At 61.9% G+C, this 20,964-nt stretch carries 19 protein-coding genes; 13 read left to right on the top strand and 6 right to left on the bottom strand.

What is annotated here, in order from left to right:
• Positions 1 to 32 precede the first annotated feature (32 nt).
• The 7 genes from O4220_RS10430 (at position 33) to O4220_RS10400 (ending at position 6,428) form a co-directional block, all read left to right on the top strand.
• Positions 33 to 1,502 (top strand): Na+/H+ antiporter NhaC family protein, encoded by a 1,470-nt coding sequence (locus tag O4220_RS10430; RefSeq protein WP_269603854.1) that lies wholly within the window; start codon positions 33 to 35, stop codon positions 1,500 to 1,502.
• Positions 1,503 to 1,553: 51 nt separating this feature from the next.
• On the top strand, positions 1,554 to 2,486 hold the full coding sequence (locus O4220_RS10425) for a dihydrodipicolinate synthase family protein (RefSeq protein WP_269603852.1): 933 nt from the start codon (positions 1,554 to 1,556) through the stop codon (positions 2,484 to 2,486).
• Complete coding sequence (locus tag O4220_RS10420) at positions 2,483 to 3,694, top strand: NAD(P)/FAD-dependent oxidoreductase (protein ID WP_269603850.1); 1,212 nt, start codon at positions 2,483 to 2,485, stop codon at positions 3,692 to 3,694. Before O4220_RS10425 ends, O4220_RS10420 begins: the two co-directional genes overlap by 4 nt.
• Positions 3,678 to 3,962: a (2Fe-2S)-binding protein gene (locus O4220_RS10415; RefSeq protein ID WP_269603847.1), complete on the top strand. Its 285-nt coding sequence runs from the start codon at positions 3,678 to 3,680 to the stop codon at positions 3,960 to 3,962. The genes O4220_RS10420 and O4220_RS10415 overlap by 17 nt, the downstream gene beginning before the upstream one ends.
• Positions 3,962 to 5,398 carry an FAD-dependent oxidoreductase gene (locus O4220_RS10410; protein WP_269603845.1) on the top strand — a complete coding sequence of 479 codons (1,437 nt, stop codon included), beginning with the start codon at positions 3,962 to 3,964 and terminating at the stop codon, positions 5,396 to 5,398. Before O4220_RS10415 ends, O4220_RS10410 begins: the two co-directional genes overlap by 1 nt.
• A gap of 222 nt (positions 5,399 to 5,620) precedes the next feature.
• Positions 5,621 to 6,016, top strand: coding sequence for a RidA family protein (locus tag O4220_RS10405; protein ID WP_269603843.1), 396 nt, complete (start codon positions 5,621 to 5,623; stop codon positions 6,014 to 6,016).
• 7 nt (positions 6,017 to 6,023) lie between these two features.
• Positions 6,024 to 6,428, top strand: a complete 405-nt coding sequence (locus tag O4220_RS10400; protein WP_269603841.1) for a nuclear transport factor 2 family protein — start codon at positions 6,024 to 6,026, stop codon at positions 6,426 to 6,428.
• A 510-nt stretch (positions 6,429 to 6,938) separates the two neighbouring features.
• Here the strand turns inward: O4220_RS10400 and O4220_RS10395 are convergent.
• Entirely contained in the window at positions 6,939 to 7,400 is a 462-nt protein-coding gene (locus tag O4220_RS10395) for a helix-turn-helix domain-containing protein (protein ID WP_269603839.1), read from the bottom strand.
• Positions 7,401 to 7,871: 471 nt separating this feature from the next.
• Here O4220_RS10395 and O4220_RS10390 point away from each other — a divergent pair, with 471 nt between their 5' ends.
• The 6 genes from O4220_RS10390 to O4220_RS10365 all read left to right on the top strand — a co-directional run bounded on the left by O4220_RS10390 (position 7,872) and on the right by O4220_RS10365 (position 14,904).
• Positions 7,872 to 9,128, top strand: coding sequence for a cytochrome P450 (locus O4220_RS10390; RefSeq protein WP_269603837.1), 1,257 nt, complete (start codon positions 7,872 to 7,874; stop codon positions 9,126 to 9,128).
• Positions 9,113 to 9,325 (top strand): ferredoxin, encoded by a 213-nt coding sequence (locus O4220_RS10385; protein ID WP_269603835.1) that lies wholly within the window; start codon positions 9,113 to 9,115, stop codon positions 9,323 to 9,325. The genes O4220_RS10390 and O4220_RS10385 overlap by 16 nt, the downstream gene beginning before the upstream one ends.
• Entirely contained in the window at positions 9,322 to 10,515 is a 1,194-nt protein-coding gene (locus tag O4220_RS10380; RefSeq protein ID WP_269603833.1) for an NAD(P)/FAD-dependent oxidoreductase, read from the top strand. The genes O4220_RS10385 and O4220_RS10380 overlap by 4 nt, the downstream gene beginning before the upstream one ends.
• Positions 10,516 to 10,675: 160 nt before the next feature.
• On the top strand, positions 10,676 to 12,307 hold the full coding sequence (locus O4220_RS10375) for a phytoene desaturase family protein (RefSeq protein ID WP_269603831.1): 1,632 nt from the start codon (positions 10,676 to 10,678) through the stop codon (positions 12,305 to 12,307).
• Positions 12,308 to 12,454: 147 nt separating this feature from the next.
• On the top strand, positions 12,455 to 13,243 hold the full coding sequence (locus O4220_RS10370) for a cyclase family protein (RefSeq protein WP_269603829.1): 789 nt from the start codon (positions 12,455 to 12,457) through the stop codon (positions 13,241 to 13,243).
• Complete coding sequence (locus O4220_RS10365; protein WP_269603827.1) at positions 13,240 to 14,904, top strand: thiamine pyrophosphate-binding protein; 1,665 nt, start codon at positions 13,240 to 13,242, stop codon at positions 14,902 to 14,904. The genes O4220_RS10370 and O4220_RS10365 overlap by 4 nt, the downstream gene beginning before the upstream one ends.
• 173 nt (positions 14,905 to 15,077) lie before the next feature.
• Here the strand turns inward: O4220_RS10365 and O4220_RS10360 are convergent, their stop codons facing one another.
• From O4220_RS10360 to O4220_RS10340, 5 genes are read right to left on the bottom strand one after another with little or no spacing between them, the layout of a single operon-like run.
• A complete protein-coding gene (locus O4220_RS10360) occupies positions 15,078 to 15,551 on the bottom strand; it encodes an acyl-CoA thioesterase (RefSeq protein ID WP_269603825.1) in 474 nt (157 codons plus the stop codon).
• Entirely contained in the window at positions 15,548 to 17,929 is a 2,382-nt protein-coding gene (locus O4220_RS10355; RefSeq protein ID WP_269603823.1) for a bifunctional salicylyl-CoA 5-hydroxylase/oxidoreductase, read from the bottom strand. The genes O4220_RS10360 and O4220_RS10355 overlap by 4 nt, the downstream gene beginning before the upstream one ends.
• Positions 17,926 to 19,584, bottom strand: a complete 1,659-nt coding sequence (locus O4220_RS10350) for an AMP-binding protein (protein WP_269603821.1) — start codon at positions 19,582 to 19,584, stop codon at positions 17,926 to 17,928. Before O4220_RS10350 ends, O4220_RS10355 begins: the two co-directional genes overlap by 4 nt.
• Complete coding sequence (locus O4220_RS10345; RefSeq protein WP_269603818.1) at positions 19,581 to 20,519, bottom strand: acyl-CoA thioesterase; 939 nt, start codon at positions 20,517 to 20,519, stop codon at positions 19,581 to 19,583. Before O4220_RS10345 ends, O4220_RS10350 begins: the two co-directional genes overlap by 4 nt.
• Positions 20,516 to 20,956 carry a cupin domain-containing protein gene (locus tag O4220_RS10340; RefSeq protein ID WP_204857203.1) on the bottom strand — a complete coding sequence of 147 codons (441 nt, stop codon included), beginning with the start codon at positions 20,954 to 20,956 and terminating at the stop codon, positions 20,516 to 20,518. The genes O4220_RS10345 and O4220_RS10340 overlap by 4 nt, the downstream gene beginning before the upstream one ends.
• Positions 20,957 to 20,964: the final 8 nt, after the last annotated feature.

Here is a 20,964-nt window from a genome sequence, read left to right as displayed (position 1 = left end):
TCGGCCTACGCCGTGATGAGAGGGAACCCCAAATGACACAAGAAAACCGCCTCAAGTTCAGAGGAGGCTGGGCGATGGCGTTCGTTCCCATCGCCGCATTCCTCGCATTCTGCATTCTGTTCTTCGTCGTGTTCAAAGCTTTCGACATGACGGCTCTGGCAATGGGCGGCTTTGTCTCGCTCCTGATCGGTGCGCTCTTCGCCAAGCCGTACGGCAGCTACTGGGATGCCGTGATGAAAGGCGTGGGTAGCCCGACGTCGGTGTCGATCGTGTTGATCCTGTTCACCGTCGGAATGATGTCCTCTCTCATCAAGGCAACCAACGTCTCGGGCGGATTCGTCTGGATCGCCGACACTTTGGGCATCGGTAGCGGAACGTTCACACTGTTCGCATTCATCGCGGTCGGTATCATTTCCATGTCGACCGGATCATCGATCGGCACGATGTTCACCGCATTTCCGATCTTCTACCCGGCCGGTGTTCTGTTGGGGGCCGACCCTGCCATCCTCGCCGGTGCAATCGTCTCCGGTGCCATCTTCGGGGACAACGTCGCCCCGATCTCGGACACCACGATCATCTCTGCATCCACACAGCGCTTTCGTCGCAAGGAAGGTTCGGCCGACATCGGCGGAGTCGTGTCCAGCCGTGCCCGCTTCGCATTGACCGCAGCAGCGATCAGCGCAGTCGGCTTCCTGGTACTCGCATCGACACGCAAGCACGACACCGCAGACGGTGCTCACGAACTCCTGAAGGCCACCGAGGACCCCAAAGCCCTGGTGATGCTGATTCCGGTTGCCATCATGCTCGTGGTGGCACTGCGCACGAGGAATATCTTCAAGGCCGTCACCGTCGGGCTCGTCACCGGCATCGTGACCGGGCTCGCTGCGCGGCTCATCGTTCCATCCGACATCATCGGGGTCACCGACGGTGTCCCGACCGGATTCTTGTCGGCCGGCGTGACCAACATGCTCGGCACAGTTGCGCTGGTCTTCGCCGTGTTCGGCATCATGGGTGTACTCACCGCTGCCGGGGTCCTGGAACGTCTCGTAGAGGCCATCAGCCGTGGGCGTCTGTCGGATACCCCGCGTGGCGCAGAAATTGCTATCGGCCTTGGTGTTTCGGTCACGACTCTACTGTTCGGCGGCGTGAATTCGGCCGCGATGCTGACGTTCGGCCCGGTGGCAGACGAAATCGGATCCCGCGTCGGATTGCACCCCTACCGCCGAGCCGTGGTCATGGATTGCTTTGCCATGGGCATTGCCTGCATCGTGCCGGTCATGAGTGCTTACTTGTTCATCGGCGCGCTTCTCACCAGTGGATACGACACGGCACCGGCACTGTCGACAACCGAGATATTCCTCGCCATGCTGTATCCGTTGGTATTGACCGTCGTCATGTTGGTGGCAGTGGGGACCGGCTGGCACCGGCGCTTCGAGGGCGAAGGCGGTGCGGTGCTGAAAGAACCCGATCACCCCTACGTCGTACCCGACAAGGTTTCCTGACTCATCACCCAATCCTGCAGCACTGCATCGCAATTCAATTCGGAGGTAGAGATGGACAGAGATTCCGTCGGATGGACCGGGTACATTCCCGCGATCACCACACCATTCACCCAGGATGGTGCGCTCGATCTGGCCGGCTTCGACGTTCAGATGGGCTGGCTCACCGAGCAGCGAATGAACGGGGTGATTCTCGCCGGTACCAGCGGTGAGTGGTTTTCGATGAGCACGGACGAGCGACGACAACTCTTCGCGGCGGGAGGTAAGCATCGAAGTAAGAGCATGGTGGTCATCGGAGCCTGCAATGCCTTCACTCAACAGGAAGCGATCGTGCACGCCCATGCCGCCGAATCCGCTGGGCTGGACGGCATTCTCGTCACCCCACCGCCGTATGTCGTACCAAACCGTCGAGAGATCGTGAAGTTCTATTCCGATATCTCCGACGCCATCGATCTTCCGATCTGTGTGTACAACTGGCCGCGCGGATGCATTGTCGATCTCGATACCGACGTTCTCCTCGAGCTCGCCGATATCGACAATGTCGTCGCGATCAAGAACTCGACAGGGAATTTCGCAAGCTTCCTCGCCAGCATGTATGCCCTGGAAGGATCCGTGCGGTACTTCGGTTTGCCCACCAATGCCCTCGGTGCGGACCTGGCTCTGCTCGGACACGGCGACGGACTCATGGGGTCCGGCGGAGTCTTGGGCTCGGACCAGCCGGATTTCTGGCACGCGATCACCGCCGGCGACAGAGAACGCGCGTTGGAACTCGGTGCCCGCGACCGAGTGATCATGGACAGTTGGTTCACACCCGATTACGGGGTGCAGTTCGGCAACCAACAAGCGATCATGAAGACCGCGCTTCGGCTGCAGGGAGTGCCTGCCGGATTCGTTCGCGATCCCCTGCTCGAACTCACTGGCCACGAAGTGACGATCGTTGCCACCACACTCGAAAAACTGGGTATAGAAACGACACTGCTGACATGAAGGATCGATTCGACGCCGTCGTCATCGGCGGCGGGCTGCTCGGTTGTGCAGTTGCATGGACGCTCGCCCGCGACGGGGCCGACGTTCTCCTCGTCGAGCGCGACCAAATCAACCAGCACGCCTCCGGCCAGAATGCCGGCAGTCTGCACTTTCAACTCGAGTATCGGATGATCGAGAAGGGAATCGACGCCGCGAAACGAGCTGCGGAGGCTATGCCACTGCACCTCGAGGCAGCGCGGCTGTGGGCAAGGCTCGCCAGCGAAGTGGGCGAGCCCCTCGGAGTCGTTCAGCACGGCGGCCTGATGCTCGCCGAAGACGCCGCCCAGGCTTCGTTGCTCGAAACCAAAGCCGACATCGAACGGTCGTGGGGCCTCGACGTCGAACTGCTCGACGGACCGGAGGTCCACGCTATGGCCCCGTACCTATCGGACTCCGTCGTGGCTGCCTCCTACTGCCCGCTGGAAGGGAAGGCGGATACTCGTACCGCAGGCCCCGCCATGGCCAGGGCCGCAATCCGGTGCGGAGCGACAGTGCGTACGCGTACGTCGGTCACCGACCTACGACGCAGCGGCTCGGCATGGTCGGTCACCCTGAACGACCGAGATGGTGATGCCGGGCAACGAAAGCAGACTGTTACAACCGAATCCGTGATTCTCACAAGCGGGGTCTGGACTACCGAAATCGGTGACATGATCGGCGCGCACCTGCCCACCGTCGCCTTGGCGCTGACCATGACGGTGACCGCAAAGACCGAGAAGTTCATCCCGCACCTCGTACAACACGCCGGTGCACGGCTTTCCCTCAAACAGTCTGCAGAAGGCAACGTACTCATCGGCGGAGGGTGGCCGGCACGGCTCATCACCGGAGCAGACGGATCTCCCGATTTCTCGGTGCGGCCCGAGCTTCTTCGCGCCTCGGTAGCCGGAAACGCACGCGCTGCAACGACAGTCGTTCCACGTGTGGGGTCGCTACCGGCCCTGCGCACCTGGGTGGGAACCACGACGGTGACGCCGGACCAGCTACCGCTGGTCGGTCCGGTTCCAGGAGCTCCCGGCGTGTTCGTTGCAACAGGTGGGTCTGCATTCACCCTCGGTCCGAGTTTCGCGCAGGTTCTGGCAGAGCTGGCCCTCGGTCGCACGCCCGGAATCGACCTCACGCCATACGATCCGAATCGCTACGAAAGAAGAGCTTGTGTCTCCCAGCCGTAGGCTACCGATCGTTCGGGGTAAGAGTGTCCACATCACGTTCGACGGAAAAGCCCTGCCGTGCAACGAGGGCGACACTGTCGCAGCGGCTTTGCTCGTCGCCGGAGTACAGGAATTCGGGACCACGAGAACAGGCGACCCACGACAACCGTTCTGCAACATGGGAACCTGTTTCGACTGCGCCGTCGTCATCGATGGCATTCCCCTGGTGCGCGCGTGCATCACTCAGGTCCGCGAGGGCATGAACATCGAGCCTACGAAGGGATTCTGATGACCTACGATGTGGCAGTGGTCGGTGCCGGACCTGCAGGCATGAGCGCAGCATTGTCTGCTGCCGACGCCGGTCTGAGCGTGCTCGTGGTGGACGAACAGCTTCGCGCAGGGGGACAGATCTTTCGTCAGCCTCCGGTCGAGTTCTCCGATTCGGCACTTGCGCCCACCGCCGGGTACGGCTGGGCCGCAGACCTGCTCGAGCGGTTCGAAAACCATTTCGGCATAACACACTTGGCATCGAGCACGGCGTACGGGATCCTGCGTGACCGTGACGAAGGAACGTTGTCGCTCAAACTCGCAGTCGCAGGCCCGACAGTCAACGGTGCCGTGGCAGTGAAGCGTGTCCTCATCGCTACCGGCGCCTTCGATATGCCGGTTGCCTTCCCCGGCTGGACGCTACCGGGAGTCATGACGGCCGGTGCCGTTCAGAGCCTGCTCAAGAGTCAGCATGTGCTCGCCGGCGACGATCTCGTACTCGCAGGATCGCACCCCCTGCTCATCATCGTGGCCGACCAGCTGGTGAAGAAGGGAGCTCGAGTGTCCGAACTGGCTTTCGCGCGCGGCATACCGGCCCCACGTGAGTTGATCGCGGCTCGGCGCGCTATTCCCGGACACACAGCCCTACTGGCCGAATCGAGCCGCGCACTTGTCCGTCTCGTCTCCCGCGGCGTCACCGTCAGTACCAAAACCATCGTCACCGGAGCGTTCGGTGATCGCGCCGTCGAGTCCGTCGAATTGGCGAAGGTGGACAAGCAGTGGAACGCCTCGACCGAGCGCCGCCGACGCACAGCGTCGACCCTGGTATTGGGGTATGGATTTTCCCCCTCGACAGAACTGGCTCGCCAAGCAGACTGCGAGATGGTGTGGCACTCACCCAAAGGCGGCTGGGTGGTGGCTCACGACGAGCGGATGTCCACCAGTGCACCCGGAATCTTCGTCGCCGGCGAGCCCACCGGTGTCGCGGGGGCAGAACAATCCCGCGCCGAAGGACACTTGGCCGGGTTGTCGATTGCACGCGAGCTATCCGCACCCCGCGCGCCCACGACAACTGTTCTTGCGCAGGCGAATTCCGCCCTGAAAGGCGCAACTCGATTCTCCACTGTCGTGCAATCGATGTTCGAGCCCCAACGCCAAGCCCTGGCACAGCTCGCGACCCCCGAAACCACGATCTGCCGTTGCGAACTCGTCACCTGCGAGACTGTGCAACGTACGCTCAGCGACAACCCGTTCATCTCGACTGCCAGCGCCGTGAAACTCCAATGCCGCAGTGGAATGGGCCCGTGTCAGGGACGCTACTGCGAAGGCACGATCAGCGCTCTGGTGGCCAACGAACGACACACGTCACCGCGCGAGGCCGGCCATTTCACTGCGCATCTCCCGGTCAAACCGGTACCGGTGCAGACACTCGGTGCCTTGGATCGAGACCTGCAATGACCAGAACGAGCCTGTCTGCTCGTGAAGTTCAACTGCAGTCGTGTCGTCAAAATTGTTGCGTATCCATGCTGCATCCAGACTCCCTGCGATTGAATCTCACGTAGACGAGCCAGCCAGGGCTGGCAGCCATTCGAAGCGCACGAACGAGACGACGAACGGTCGAAATTCCGCATCACCACCCATCATCGCCCGCCCGGGCGATGCGATCAGGAGGATACAGAAATGAATTTGCAACCGATCAATCCCGAAAATGTGCACCCTGCACCGGGTTTCAGCCACGCCATCATTTCCCACGGAAGCCATGTGGTTCACTTCGCGGGTCAGGTAGCGCTGGACACGCAGTTCAACGTTGTCGGCACCGATTTGGTGAGTCAGACCGTTGCCGCGATGCGGAACCTGGAAATCGTGGCAGGAGAAGCTGGTGTTCGCTGGGACCAGATCATCAGACGCACCATCTACACCACCGAGCCGACGGAGTATGCGGCGATCACGGACGCAATTCGGTCGGTCACCGGCTCTGACCATGAGCCGGCCCAGACAATCGTGGGGATCACCGGTCTTGCGATCGAGGGACTCCTGATCGAAATCGAGTGCACCGCCGTTGTCGACGAGAAGTGAGGACGAGATGACGTCGATCGAGACAAACCCATCGACCGCATGGCCGGAAAGGCTCCGCGCGACCTACGATCGCGCCGATTCACGTGACGCACGAGGTTTTGCCTCCTACTTCTCAGCTTCCGGCACAATGAAATTCGGCAATTCTGGCATCCTGACGGGACCCCAGGAAATCGAGTCCTCGCTCACTGAGTTCTTCGGTTCGATCAGTTCCATGAAGCACACGATTGTGAGTGTGTGGGAGGCCTCGAATCAGGCAATATTCGAAGCAGTCGTCACCTACGGCAGGCTCGACGGCTCTTCCGTCGATGTACCTGCGGTAACCGCATACACCTTCGAGAACGACAAGGTCTCGAGCTGCCGCATATACTGCGACATGACTCCGGTTTTCCAAGCAGAAGAACCACCCTCGTAAACCGTTGGCGTGCAAGTATTTCCGCCGACACTCGCCGCCAGAATCGGTCGAACACACTTGCTGATTCGGGTGGCGAGTGTCGGGAATCAGATGCCATTACCGAGCCGAGGGACCGTCAGTCGGCCACCAGGACGGTTCAGACTGTCTGTTCAGCAACACTTTCGACAGCGAGGCTGCCTTTGCGCTCGAGCAAGAAGTGACCTAGATGAGTCGCCCAAGAGGGCCCAAGTTACAGGGAGCATCGGGCATTGGCATCCGGGCCCCGCCGTCACGGCAGGAAACCCTTCCGATCGGGTGCCGTTGGTCGCGCGCTCCGACCAGCCACGCTGGATATCGCCAATACGCTTCGATTTACTCTGCATTTTTCGATAGACATCTGACTGATGTCTGCGTTCTGCGGGTTCGCCTACGTCCGAAGCGTGCAGAGGTGATCCACTCCGCCGAGGCCAGTGACACCGACGATGAGCCCCGGCCTGGCGACCGAGGGCCTCTACGTCCTCATGGCCCGCGTCAGTCGGCTATTGCGTCGAGGATGCGATCGAAGTCGGTCTCGTCGATGAATCGATCGGCCATAGCTCGACCGACCTGCAGATTGAATCCCGAGGAGTTCAACGGAGAAACGTCGTCCTCACTGGATGCTGTTTGTGTAGCCGCATGGCGGACCCACTCCGACAGCTGCTCGATCATCGTTTCTCGATCGAGCAATCCGGCTGCGTAGCGCGCTGCGATCTCGTACGGAGTTCCACCGGCCGTGCCCGGTCGTAGGTCCGGAGCATCGATCCGTGCCATCTTCAACCATTTCGAGATGGCCGGCTGGGTGACCCCATTGGCCTTTGCCAGGCGTGTTTGGGTCCACATCTTCTGCTCGTGGAGCTGACGCAGACAGCGCAGGAATTCGATGCGGTCGACAGCGCCATTCGCTCTGGACTTCATCATGGTCCTCTCGAGCTCACGTTCGGGCACATCGGTCACAGCTACCATCTCCATCCTGACCGTACCGTGCTACTTATATTGCACTATTGACGATCATTACAGAGAAGCAATAGCCTGAGGCCCGTTCCGAGACGAGGAAACACCTATGACACGTCACACACGTCGGCGGTGTGAGCGCAGCAATCCTGGCCATCACACTGCTTCCCGTTGTGGACTTCAAAATCATCTACGCACTCGGCGCGCGCTACAGCCCTGGCCTGGTCACTCGGTGTCGGTCGAATCGGTGCAATCTGCGGACCATTCCGAGGTGGTCTGATCCCAAGCTGGGCTTTGGGATATCGAGTGAACTTCTACGCCGTTGCCGTCGTCGCCGCGGAAAGGGAGGCCGAGCTATACCCCGAAAGGTATACCGAACACTCGAATAAGCATTTCTTCGGCAAGGCGGAGAGTGTGACAATCAAGACACTGCCGGTGGTCTTCTTGCCATCGTATTCCCTCACGGAGGTTCAGATGACTGTTGACGCCTCGCCGCCCCAGGTGTGTCCCGTCGCCCACGACTTCGATCCGCTCAGTGCTGGCTACCTATCCGATCCGTACCAACCTCTCGAATCCCTTCGCGACGAGAGTCCGGTGCACTACGTTCCATCCCTTGACTACTGGCTCGTCACGCGCTACGCCGATATCGCTGGGGTGTTCGCCGACCGCGAGACTTTCTCGGAACGCATTGCCCAGGAACCACTTGCACCGTTGAGCGAGGAGGCACGCCAGATTCTGACGGAGGGTGTACGCAACACCCCGGTACTCACGAATTTCGGCGCTCCGGGGCACACCAGAATTCGTCTCCGTCTCGCGCGCCCGTTCCTTCCTCGTCGGGTAGAGCAACTACGCCCACTTATCGAGCAAAGGGCTGGAGAGCTCATCGACAAGTTCGCCTCGAACGGCAGTGCGGATCTGGTTGAAGCGCTGACTTTCCCGCTTCCTGCCTTGACAGTATTCGGCCTCATCGGTTTCCCTGCTGAGGACGCCGACCAACTCAAATCGTGGTGCGACAACAAGCTCGAAGTCAATTGGGGGCGTCCGTCTCCGGAGTACCAGCAGCGGGCTGCAACGAACATGTCGTTGTTCTGGGACTATTGCGAACGATTCGTCACCACACGACTGTCCAACCTGGCCGATGACCTCACCTCCGAGCTGATCCGCCAACGCGAGACCGATGAAGATGCCCTCGATGACCGCGAAATCACCAGTGTGATCTTCGCACTGAGCTTCGCCGGACACGAAACCACCACCAATTTGATCGGCAACACTCTGCGCCAGCTGCTCTCGCGGCCGGAGCTTCTCCTTGCGATCCAAGCCGATCCCAGTTCGATCGACCGAGCGGTCGAGGAAACTCTTCGGTTCGATTCATCGGTGGTGGCGTGGCGACGTGTTACCACCAAGCCCACAACCATCGGAGGTGTGGAGGTTCCCGAGGGAGCAAAGCTGATGCTCAGTCTTGCCTCCGCGAATCGCGACCCCGAGCAGTTCGCAGATCCGGACACTTTCGATATCGGTCGCAAGAATTCTCGAACACACCTGTCCTTCGGCAAGGGTGCGCACTTCTGCATGGGCCAGCACCTTGCACGTGTCGAAGCTCGCGTCGTCATCGAGATGCTCGTGTCCCGCTTGCCCGGACTTCGATGGTCCGATGAACAACGGTGGAGCTTCCCTCCCAACATCTCATTTCGTGGCCCGAAAGAACTGAAAGTGGAATGGGATACCAACTGATGTACATCACCATCGCGCGAGAAAAATGCACGAGTTGCGGCAACTGTGTGTTGGTCGCGCCAGAGTTCTTCGATCTCGACGACAACGATGCCCGGGTCGTCCTCATCAAAGATCAACCTGACGAGTCCGAAATCGACACCATCCGCGAGGCCATCACCGATTGTCCCACTGACGTCATCGACCTGGTCGACGCATGACCCGGCACCATCGAACTGTAATTGTCGGTGCTTCCCGGGCCGGCCTCGCCGCCGCTCAGAGTCTTCGCCAGTCCAATCAGGATGAGCACGTAACGTTGATCGGCGAAGAACGGTGGCTGCCCTACGACCGGACCACTCTGTCCAAAGATGTTCTTGCGGGCCTCCTCTCAGCCGAAGGCGCGACGCTCTGCGCTGAAGAGCAACTCGACGGCATTGATTTGAGGCTCGGATCGCGTGCAACCGCCTTGAACGTGGCAGAAAGCACGGTGGATCTCGACAACGGTAGCGCGGTCCAATTCGATTCACTCGTCATCGCGACCGGAGCAACCCCGCGGCGCCTGCCCGGAAGTGCAGGCCTGAAGGGTGTCCATGTGTTACGCACGTTGGACGACAGCATCGGATTGGCTGAGGACCTCGCAGAATCAGACCATATCGCTATCGTCGGCGGAGGCTTCATCGGTGCTGAAATCGCCTCTACTGCAACGGCTCTCGGCCGTCGAGTAACACTAGTGGAAGCCGGACCGGCACCGATGTCCGCCGTGTTGGGGACCCAGATCGGGCAGTGGTCGGCTCAGTTGCACCGTAGTCACGGCGTCGACGTACGCACCGACGTGAGAGTAGACGGTATTACCAGCCGTCTGGGTCGGGCCAACGGACTCTCCCTTTCCGATGGGTCGTCAGTAGCAGCAGACCTGGTTGTCATGGGGGTAGGTGTCACGCCCAACGTCGGATGGCTGGCAGGCAGCGGACTCAATCTTGACAACGGCGTCATGTGCAACGACAGGCTTCGAGCAGGGCCGAGCATATACGCCGCAGGTGACGTAGCTTGCTGGCCCAATCCCCTCTTCGACCGCACCATGCGCATCGAACACTGGACAAATGCCAGTGAGCAAGGGACCACAGTTGGGCGTGCGATCGCAACTGGGGAGGATCGCACTTTCGCTCCCGTCCCGTATGTATGGTCCGATCAGTACAACCTTCGGTTCCAGCTCTACGGAGACGTTGCCGGAGCCGACTCGGTACGGATTGTCTCCGGGTCGCTGGAAGAACCACCGCTGGTTGCACTTTTCGGTCGACAGGACCGACTGGTGGCGGCCTTGGGCGTGAATGCGGCGAAAGATCTACTCAAATATCGTCGATTGATCACACAGCAGACCTCATGGGACGATGTCGCGGCCGAAATGGTCTGAGTCCGAGGCCTTCTTGCTGCAACACTTCTCGCCGCTGTCGGCGGAGACCTCCGCTCGGCATGAACGTGTCGATGCCGATCAGGGCGAAGCAATGGCTTTTTCCGATGAACCCGAGTGACTACCTTGGAATCATGACAATACTCGAGAAGCGGATACACAGGTGAGCACCCGCACGTTCGACGCCGTCGTGGTCGGTGCAGGAATCAACGGAATGATCGCTGCCGCAGAGCTTGCCGGGGCGGGGTGGTCGGTCGCGCTCGTCGACGAACGCCAGAAATTGGGCGGGTTCATCGCCTCGGATTCATTGACGCGTCCCGGCTTCGTACACGACACATTCAGTTCCTGGCACCCCCTGTTCGTCACCGGTGGCGCGTACGCGGCTCTCGGGGACGACCTGCATCGTCATGGCCTCGCGTATTCCAACTCCGACGGAGCTGTCGCGGGCGCTGTCTCGGATCGGGGCGTAGCCGTGGCACATCGCGACCCGACCAAGACCGCCGACAGCTTCGAGCACCAACACGATCGAGTGGCGTACGCAGCGATGCTGGCCGAGCTGGAATCCTGGTCCCCCCATGTATTCGGTGCCCTGGGTTCGGAACTGAGGCCCTTCGATCTCGCTCGCCTGGGCGTATCGATGGCGCGCGCGCTCGGCAAGGACGCCAGCATCGATATGCTGCGCGTCGCGGCGCAGAGCGGACGCGCACTCATCCGTGAGCGCTTTCGAGGTTTCGAGGCCGACCACCTTTGGTCTCCGTGGCTGCTGCATGCCGGCCTGTCCCCCGATCACGCGACCGGAGGGTTGATGCTGCCGATCATGGCCTTCACCATGCATGCGGCCGGTCTCCCCGTGGTGACCGGCGGCGCGGACAATTTCGTGACCGCATTCGCCCGCGTGCTCAACGAGCGCGGGGTGACGGTGGTACTCGGTGAATCCGCGACGCACATCGAGATTCGGTCCGGCCGCGCAGTTGCAGTGCATCTGGCCGACGAGAGACTGTCGGCGACGCGGGCCGTACTGTCGTCGACAGCAACGCCCAGACTCTACGACGAACTGCTCGACCCTTCGGCCGTTCCTGCTGCGGGCCGGCGCGCAGCCGATCGGCACCGCCCGGGCCGAGCTGCAATGCAACTGCATTTTGCATTGGACCGTCCCGTTCGGTGGTCGGATTCGCGGCTGGACGATGTGCCGCTGATCCATATCGGAAACGGTGCGTCGAGCATCGGAATCGCATGTGCACAAGCCGAATCAGGCTACCTACCGGCAGATCCTACGATCGTCGTCGGCCAGCAGTGCGTTCTCGATCCGAGCCGAGCTCCGACCGGCAAGGCAACTTTGTGGGTGCAACTACAGGAGCTGCCATTTGCACCGAAAGGCGATGCTGCGGGGTCAATTTCGACGGACGGTACGTGGAGTACCGGTACCACCGCGGCATATGTCGATCGCGTGTTGGACTCGATCGAGCGATTCGCACCTGGTCTACGTGCGACCGTGTTGGACTCGTATTCCATCTCGCCGACCGCGCTGACGGCAGCGAACGCCAATGCCATCGCCGGCGATCCTTACGGCGGTGCTGCGGATATCGATCAATCGCTGCTTTGGCGCCCCGGCACCGGCACGGGCCACCGCACCGGCATCGACGGACTGTTTCACATCGGTGCTTTCACGCACCCCGGGCCCGGACTCGGCGGTGGTTCGGGCCACCTGGTTGCCCAGCGACTACTCGCGCCATCTCGTCGCACACGCGGTATGAATCGCATTCGTGGCGCGATCGAGAAATTAACATCGAAATGATGACGGGAGTCACTCAAACGCTATATCGTTGCGGTGTTCGGTCACCAGGCGCGGTTCTGCCACGTCTACGGCAGCGCGGCCTGCGGGTATGAGATCTCGACGCAGCCAAATCAGAAACTTGTACAGAACCAACGAAAGGCTCGACCGATGACCACTCCAGCGACAACCTCGACACTCACCAACCTGTTGACCGAGCTGGCCAACGGCACGCTACGCATCGTCGACCTCACCGCCCCACTGTCGTCCACGACACCGGTGCTGGCGCTCCCCGCACCGTTCGCGAACACGATCTCACTGTCCCTCGAGCCCGTCAGCGACTTCGATGATGCAGGCCCAGGATGGGGATGGAACAACATTCACACCGGAGAACACACCGGCACTCACGTCGACGCGCCCGCTCACTGGGCGACAGGGCGCGACGGTCACACCGTCGACACCATTCCCCCGTCGCGACTCGTCGGTCCCGCCGTCGTGCTGGACTTCACCGCAGAGGTCGCGTCGGACCCGGATTTCCTGCTCGAGCCTGCCCACCTCGACGAGTTCGTGGCAAAAAACGGCCCCCTCCCGGACAACGCCTGGTTGGTGTTCCGCACGGGATGGAGTGCTCGCAACCAGAACGCAGAAGAATTCCTCAACGCCGACGACGACGGCCCGCACACTCCCGGCGTATCGGTGGCCGGTGCGCAGTGGCTCGCCACGTCGACAATATCCGGATTCGCCGTCGAGACAGTGGGCATCGACGCCGGCCAAGCGGCCGCGATGGAACCGATGTTCCCCGTCCACCACCACCTGCTCGGTGCCGACAAGTACGGCCTCACCCAACTGCAGAACCTCGACCAGCTCCCCGCCGCAGGCGCAGTACTCGTGGTATCCCCCCTCCCCATTGTCGGCGGAACCGGTTCTCCTGCACGCGTTCTCGCGTTCGTACCGGCATGACCCGCACGGTTGCACACCTGGTGGCGGACGTGCTGGCCGATCTCGGAGTCGGCCATATCTTCGGTGTTGTCGGTAGCGGAAACTTCGACGTCACCAACGCCCTCATCGCACGCGACATCCCCTACACAGCAGCACGCCACGAAGGCGGTGCCGCATCGATGGCCGATGGATTCGCCCGGCTGGCGGCGCTACCCGCGGTCGTCAGCGTGCACCAGGGTTGCGGACTGACGAACGCGATGACCGGCATCGGCGAGGCCGCCAAGAGCCGCACCCCCGTCATCGTGCTAGCCGCAGATGTCGCGGCATCGTCGAGATTGTCGAACTTCCGCATCGACCAAGACGCACTCGCCCGCAGCGTCGGCGCTGTCTCCGAACGTGTGCACTCTGCGGCGACCGCCATTGCCGACGTGACCCGAGCGTGGCAGACCGCCGTGCACGACCGTCGCACCGTGGTGCTCAATTTGCCGCTCGACGTCCAGTCCGCACCCGCACCGGAACACGCCGGTACCGTTGCGCGCCCCTCGGCTCCCGAGCCGGTGCGTCCGGCACAGTCGGCGGTCGAGCAGTTCGCGGCCCTACTCGCGGGGGCTTCGCGACCGGTGTTCGTCACCGGCCGTGGCGGTCGCGCTGCAGGCCCGGAGATCTCGGCTCTGGCCGAGCATGCCGGGGCGCTCGTGGCGACCTCTGCCGTCGCAAACGGCCTGTTTCGAGGCGAAGAATTCGATCTGGGAATCTCCGGTGGGTTTTCGGCTCCGCTGACCGCGCAATTGATCTCCGACGCAGACCTCGTCGTGGGGTGGGGATGCGCGCTGAACATGTGGACGATGCGACACGGATCCCTCATCGGGCCGGATGCACGAGTGGTCCAGATCGACGACACCGCTTCCGCACTCGGTGCACATCGCCCCATCGACCTTGGAATTCACGGCGACTGCGCAAGCACTGCGACCGATGTTCTCACCGAATTGACTCGTAACACCAAGGCGCGCCGCGGATACCGGACTCCAGAAGTATCCACCGAACTCTCCGCACGGCGCTGGTGGAACGATACCGAGACTCCCGACTTGTCCACGTCCGAGACCATCGATCCGCGCCCGTTCACCAAAGCCCTGGACGACATACTGCCCGCAGAACGAGTGGTAGCCATCGACTCGGGCAACTTCATGGGATATCCGTCGACGTATCTACGCGTCCCCGACCACATGGGTTTCTGCTTCACGCAGGCGTTCCAATCCATCGGGCTCGGGCTGTCCAGTGGCATCGGAGCAGCGTTGGCTCAACCCGATCGCCTCGCCGTGATCGGGACCGGAGACGGCGGCTTCATGATGGGCATCTCGGAACTCGAAACCGCTGTCCGACTGAGACGTCCGCTGCTGATCGCGGTGTACAACGACGCGGCCTACGGTGCGGAGGTTCACCACTTTCAGCACCTCCCTCATGATGGTGACGCTGTGAATTTGTCGACTGTCACGTTCCCCGACATCGATATCGCCGCTATAGCCGAAGGTTTCGGTGCCCGCGGCGTGACGGTACGTACGCTCGCCGACATGGACGAAGTACGACGATGGGCCTCAGCACCGGTCGGCGTCATGGTGATCGACGCCAAAATCGCCGCTGACGGCGGAGCGTGGTGGCTCGCAGAGGCATTCAAAGGCCACTGAACTGAATATCCTCGCGATACCTTCCGGGCTGTGCAAAAAGGTCACACTGCCCGGAAGGTGAGGACCGTCATGTCCCCTCTGCTTCGCCGTCATCCGGTGCTCGCCATAGCCGACCTGGACGAGGCGTTCTCGTCGGTCGGGCAGGTCTTCCACCGCTGTCGGTTCTTCCAGCGCTATCGCGCCGAGTTCGGCCTGAGCCCGTCTCGGACTCTCGCGTCCTGAACGGGCTCGGCAGGTGCCGTCACCAGAGCCTGCAACACCTCTCGCCACTGCGGCGGCCACGGCGCGGCAGTGGCTCCCGCGACTGCGCGGTCGATGTGCACCGTCACGTACGAGCCTCTCGCCGCGAGTGATCGGTCTCGCCCCTCGAACGCCTCACCCCAGATCGAGAACTCGAAACGCATCGACGACGACCCCAAGTGCGCGATATCGAGATCCGTCGTGACCTGCTGGCCGAAATACAGCGGTGCGTGGAAGTCGACCTCGTACCGCACTCGTGGGACTACCGGAAAATAGCCGACGAGGCCACACTCGCGAACGAGTGCGGCCTCGGCAGATTCGACGAACCGGACGACTGTGCTGTTGTGGTAGATGCCTGCTGCATCGGTGTCCACCCACTCGACCCGGCCTGTCAGCGAAAAAGTCATGCGGGCACTGTACTTCTCGGGCGCCAGCGGACATGGGCGGAGTTGTCGGAACCGTCCCGAAGCAGCGACAGGCGAGGCGGGACCTTGTCGGTGCGGGAGGTCGGCGGACGGCGCCGACCTGCACGCCACTGGACAGGCCATTGCGCTCCGGGTCCTCGGTACTCCTGCTCTGCAGCAGCATGCAGTGTCCACTGTGGGTCGTAGAGGTGCGGTCGACCGAGTGCGCAGATGTCGGCTCGACCGGCCAGGAGAATGGAATTGACATCGTCGTACGACGAGATCGCTCCCACGGCGATGACGGCCACTCCCGCGGCCGCGGCCACCTCGTGACGGATGCGGTCGGCGAACGGAGTCTGATAAGACCGTCCGAACGCCGGCTTCTCCTCCTTGGTCACCTGACCGGAGGACACGTCGATGGCGGCGGCACCGTGTTCGACGAACGCCCGTACGATCTCGACGGCATCTTCGACCGTGTTTCCGTCCGGAGCCCAGTCGGTCGCCGAGATACGTACGGAGACCGGGAAGCTCGACGGAACCGCGCGTCGGACTGCATCGAAGACCTCGAGCGGGAACCGCAAGCGGTTCTCCAGGCTTCCGCCGTAGGAGTCGGTCCTGACGTTCGCAATCGGAGACAGGAACGACGAGAGCAGATATCCGTGCGCCGCATGGACTTCGATAAGGTCGAAACCGGCGGCTACGGCGCGCTCGGCCGCGGCGACGAAATCGGCCACCACGATATCCATGTCCTCGCGAGTTGCCTCACGTGGAACATGACATCCGTCGCCGTACGGGAGCGGCGACGGTCCGATCGGCTCCCAATTGCCTGATTCGAGCGGTTCGTCGATTCCGTCCCACATCAGCTTTGTCGAGCCCTTGCGACCCGAATGACCGATCTGCACTCCGATTTTCGCAGCACTGTGTGCGTGCACGAACGACGTCACACGGGCCCAAGCATCGCTCTGTTCGTCGGTCCACAGCCCCGGGCAACCCGGCGTGATCCGCGCGTCCGGCGATACACAGACCATCTCGGTCATGAGCAGACCTGCTCCACCGAGTGCTTTAGATCCGAGGTGGACGAGATGGAATTCCCCGGGTAGACCGTCCACGGACGAGTACATGTCCATCGGCGAGAGCATGATGCGGTTGACCAAATCCAGTTCACCGATGCGCACCGGTTGGAACATCGCAGGTGCTGATTCGACCGCGTTTCCACCCGCAACGGTGTCGGCAAACCGTTGCTGCACCATCGCCGCGAACTCGTCGTCACGCTCACCGAGGTTCTCGAACGTGATTCGGCGTGAGCGGGTCAGCAAATTGAAGACGAACTGTGTGTCTTCCTGATCGGCGTAGAGGCCGATGTTCTCGAACCATTCCAACGAAGCCTGCGCCGCCCGCTGGGTACTTTCCACCACCGGCTTTCGTTCGGCCTGGTAAGCAGCGAGAGCGTCGGGGATGTTGGAGTGTTCATGCACGCAAGCGGCCAGAGCCAATGCGTCCTCCATCGCGAGCTTCGTTCCCGATCCGATGGAGAAGTGGGCTGTGTGCGCCGCGTCGCCCAGCAGCACCACGTTGTCGTCGAACCATCGCTCGTTACGAACAGTCTGGAACGACAACCACTTCGAGTTGTTCGTCAGAATATCGTGACCGCCGAGATCGTCCGCGAAGATCTCACGAATCCGATCGACTGCATAGGTATCGGATACTCCGGGTGGGAGGTGCTGGTCCTCGGTCGCGTCGAAACCGGCCCGCCGCCAGACATCCTCGTGCATCTCGACGATGAACGTCGAACCCTGATCCGAATACGGATAGCCGTGGATCTGCATCGTCCCGAACTCGGTGTGCCTGACGAGGAATTGAAACGCCTCGAACACTTTGTCGGTGCCCAACCAGATGTACTTGTTGTTGCGACGGTCCAGCGTCGGACCGAACGCATCCGCGTAGCGGGTACGGACAGCGGAATTTATCCCGTCGCAGGCGAGCACCAAGTCGTAGGATTCTCGCAGAACGTCGGTATCGGGTGCATGAGTCTTGTACTGCACCTCGATGCCCAACTCGGCCACGCGCTGCTGCAGGATGGCCAGTAGTTCCTTGCGGCTCATTGCAGCGAATCCCTGCCCGCCCACCGTGTACGAGCGGCCGTCGATCTCGACATCGATGTCCGTCCAGCGAGCGAAGCGGCGCTCCATCTCGGTGTGGACGACGGCGTCGGCCCCTTCGATACTGCCGAGTGTCTCGTCCGAGAACACCACCCCGAAGCCGAACGTGTCCTGAGGCGCATTACGTTCCCATACGTCGATGACATGACCTGCATCGAGTTGTTTGGCGAGGGCGGCGAAGTACAGACCGCCGGGGCCCCCACCCACGATGGCAATCCTCATGGTGTGTTCTCCTGTATCGTTTCGCGAAGTTTGAAGTGCTGAAGCTTGCCGCTGGAATTCCTCGGCAGAGCATCGATGAAGCGAATTCTTCTGGGGTACTTGTACGGTGCCAGTTCCGCTTTCACGTAATCCTGAATGGATTTGACGGCTGCCGCGTCGTGGGAAATTCCCGCGCGAAGTACCACGAATGCGCTGACGATCTGTCCGCGTTCGGCGTCCGGCTCGGCGACGACGGCCGAATCCACGACGTCCGGATGCATATCGATGCACGCCTCCACTTCGGGCGCGCCGATGTTGTAACCGGAGGACACGATCATGGAATCCGTGCGGGCGCAGTAGAAGAAGTAGCCGTCCTCGTCGCGGTAGAAGGTGTCACCGGTGACGTTCCAACCGTTCTCCACCCGCTCATGCTGACGATCGTCGGCAAGGTATCGGCACCCGACCGGACCGATCACCGCCAGTCGACCCGGTATGCCTGCTGGCACCGGCTCGCCGTCGTCACCGAGTATCTCGGCCCGATAGCCAGGCAGGGGCTTACCTGTCGAACCCTCGCGAATCTCACTCGCCGCGGCGGTGGACAGAAAGATATGCAGCAGTTCTGTGGCGCCGATTCCGTCGACGATCTCCAGACCGACGGCGTCTCGGATGCCGTTCCACACCCCCGCCGAGATGTGCTCACCTGCGCTGACTGCGACCCGAAGATCGGCCAGCTGCTTTATCTTCCCAGCCTTGATGATTTGCTTGTACGCCGTGGGGGCGGTGGCAAGAACCGAAACTCCCTCGCTACGAACCACGTCGGCGAGTTCCGCGGGTGCCACCGCTTCGGTGAGCAGAGCGCAGGCACCAGCTCTCAACGGGAACACCACCAGCATCCCCAGGCCGAACGTGAACGCCATCGGTGCAGTACACGCGACCACGTCGTCCGGCCGTAAGCCGAGGCCGTGTTTGCCGAACGTGTTGTCTATCGAGAGCACATCGCGGTGAAAGTGCATCGTGATCTTGGGGGTTCCGGTACTGCCGGATGTCGGGCACAGAAGCGCGACGTCGTCTGCTGCGGTATCCACGGCCACGAAGTCGGTGGGCTTGACTGCCGAACGAACCATCAAATCGTCGGACGCGTCTCCTCCGAAGGGAACCACCACGAGTTCGGGATGCCCCTCGTCGCGCACCGTGTGCAGATCGTGCGCAAATCGCGAGTCCACCAGTGCGATGACCGGGCGTGTCTTGGCCACGATCGGTGCCAGTTCGCGGGAGCGAAGCGCGCTCATCACCACAACTGCGATGCCGCCTGCTTCGATGATCGCGAGCCACGCCGCGACTGCTATCGGTGTATTCGGCGAACGCAGCAAGACGCGGTTTCCGGGCACGAGTCCGAGGTCCTCGGTGAGCACCCGGGCGATCCGGTGCGTGTGGTCTCGGAGTTCACCGAGTGTCCAGGCTGTTCCAGCTGGGGTGCGAAGAGCGTGGTGATGCTCGCCGAATTGCTCGACAGCGCGCTCGATCAACTCGGCCCCCGCGTTGAGCCGCTCCGGATACTGCAGTTCCGGGGTCGTGAATTCGAGGATCGGCCACAATTCGGCGGGCGGGAGGTTGTCTCGCGCGAACGTGTCAACGTGTGCGCTTTGGGTGAGAGCTTGTACTGTGTCCGCGGTCATTGCCCGGCTCCTGTCGTCTCGGCATCGATCATGCCCTCCTGGACGACGGTGGCCAGGTGGATTCCTTCAGGGGTGAAGAATTTGCCGAGGCCGACACCGCGACCTCGATCGGCGGCGACTGCCTCCTGTGCGTAGAGCAACCAACCATCCATCGTCCCCGGCTCGGGCATGCGGTGAAACCACATCGCATGATCGAGACTGGCTGTGACAAGCCCCTTCTCGGCCCACGGATGACCCAGTGCACGAAGTACCGGCTCGAGGATGGTGTAGTCACAGACGTAGGCGAGCGCGGCGAGGTCCCTCTGCGCATCGGACAGCCCGTCCACCGGACGTAACCGGTCGAAGGGGCGCACCCAGATGGCCTGGTGCGGGCTTCGCCCGCCTTCGATATCGAGGTAGATCGGACCCGGCACGTGCCGCATGTCGAAGCTACGTCCCGCCGACCAGTAGTCCTTCGAGACCGTGGTCATCGTGTTCTCGTCCGAGATGGCATGGTCGGCCAGGTATTGCGCCGACGTCGGAAGCGATTCGGGCACCGGAACATTCGCGGGCACTGCGCTGCTCAGAGACCCACTACGACCGCCGGCCGCGAAGGACACCGTGCCGATGTAGGCAACTTTGTCGTTCTGATATGCGCGCACCTGCCGGGTGGAGAACCGGCGACCGTCACGAATCACCTCGACGTCGTAGTGCACCTCTGCCTCGATGTCTACGGGCCGCAAAAAATACGAGTGCATCGAGTGCATCGACTTACCGTCGGATACCGAACGCATGGCCGCGGCTGCTGCCTGGGCAACCATGTCGCCGCCGTACGCTTTGGGCCACGGGCACTCCTGGGTGTGCGCGGTGAACCCAAGGTCGGCTCGACGAGGCTCGACTTGGGCCAACGACACGCATCGGGTGAACATGGCGGAGGTCGCCACCGACTGCGTCACGGCCGGTTCGACCAGTCACGAAGCGAATCATCTTCCACCTCAGGCAGATTGACGACGATGTTGTCCGGTGTTCGCGTGGTCAGCCAGTGCAACGGTTCGGTGCGGCTGAGATTGCATTCGATGTGGGGCATGAACGGCGGCACGAAGACCCAGTCGCCCTCGTTCATGTCGATGTACTCCGAGTAGTTCTCGCCGAAGTAGATGCGGGCATGACCCGAGAGGACGTAACCACCGGTCTCGGCCTCCCCGTGATGGTGAGCGAGAGAACGATATCCGGGTTCGTTGCTGACCTTGCCGTACCAGATCTTCGTGGCCGGTGTGTGTTGCGGACTGACGCCCGAGATTCGTACCGCGCCCTCCGTTTGACCGGTGCGACCGTCCTCTTCGCCGGCCCGGGTCACGACAGGCACAACCTGACCACCTGCGCTCGCGTACATCGAGTTGT

Origin of the sequence: Rhodococcus ruber, from assembly GCF_027270735.1 — a bacterium.
Taxonomy (GTDB): Bacteria; Actinomycetota; Actinomycetes; order Mycobacteriales; family Mycobacteriaceae; genus Rhodococcoides; species Rhodococcoides rubrum_A.
The sequence above is the reverse complement of the archived record's forward strand: the minus strand, read 5'-3'. Positions and strand labels throughout refer to the sequence as shown.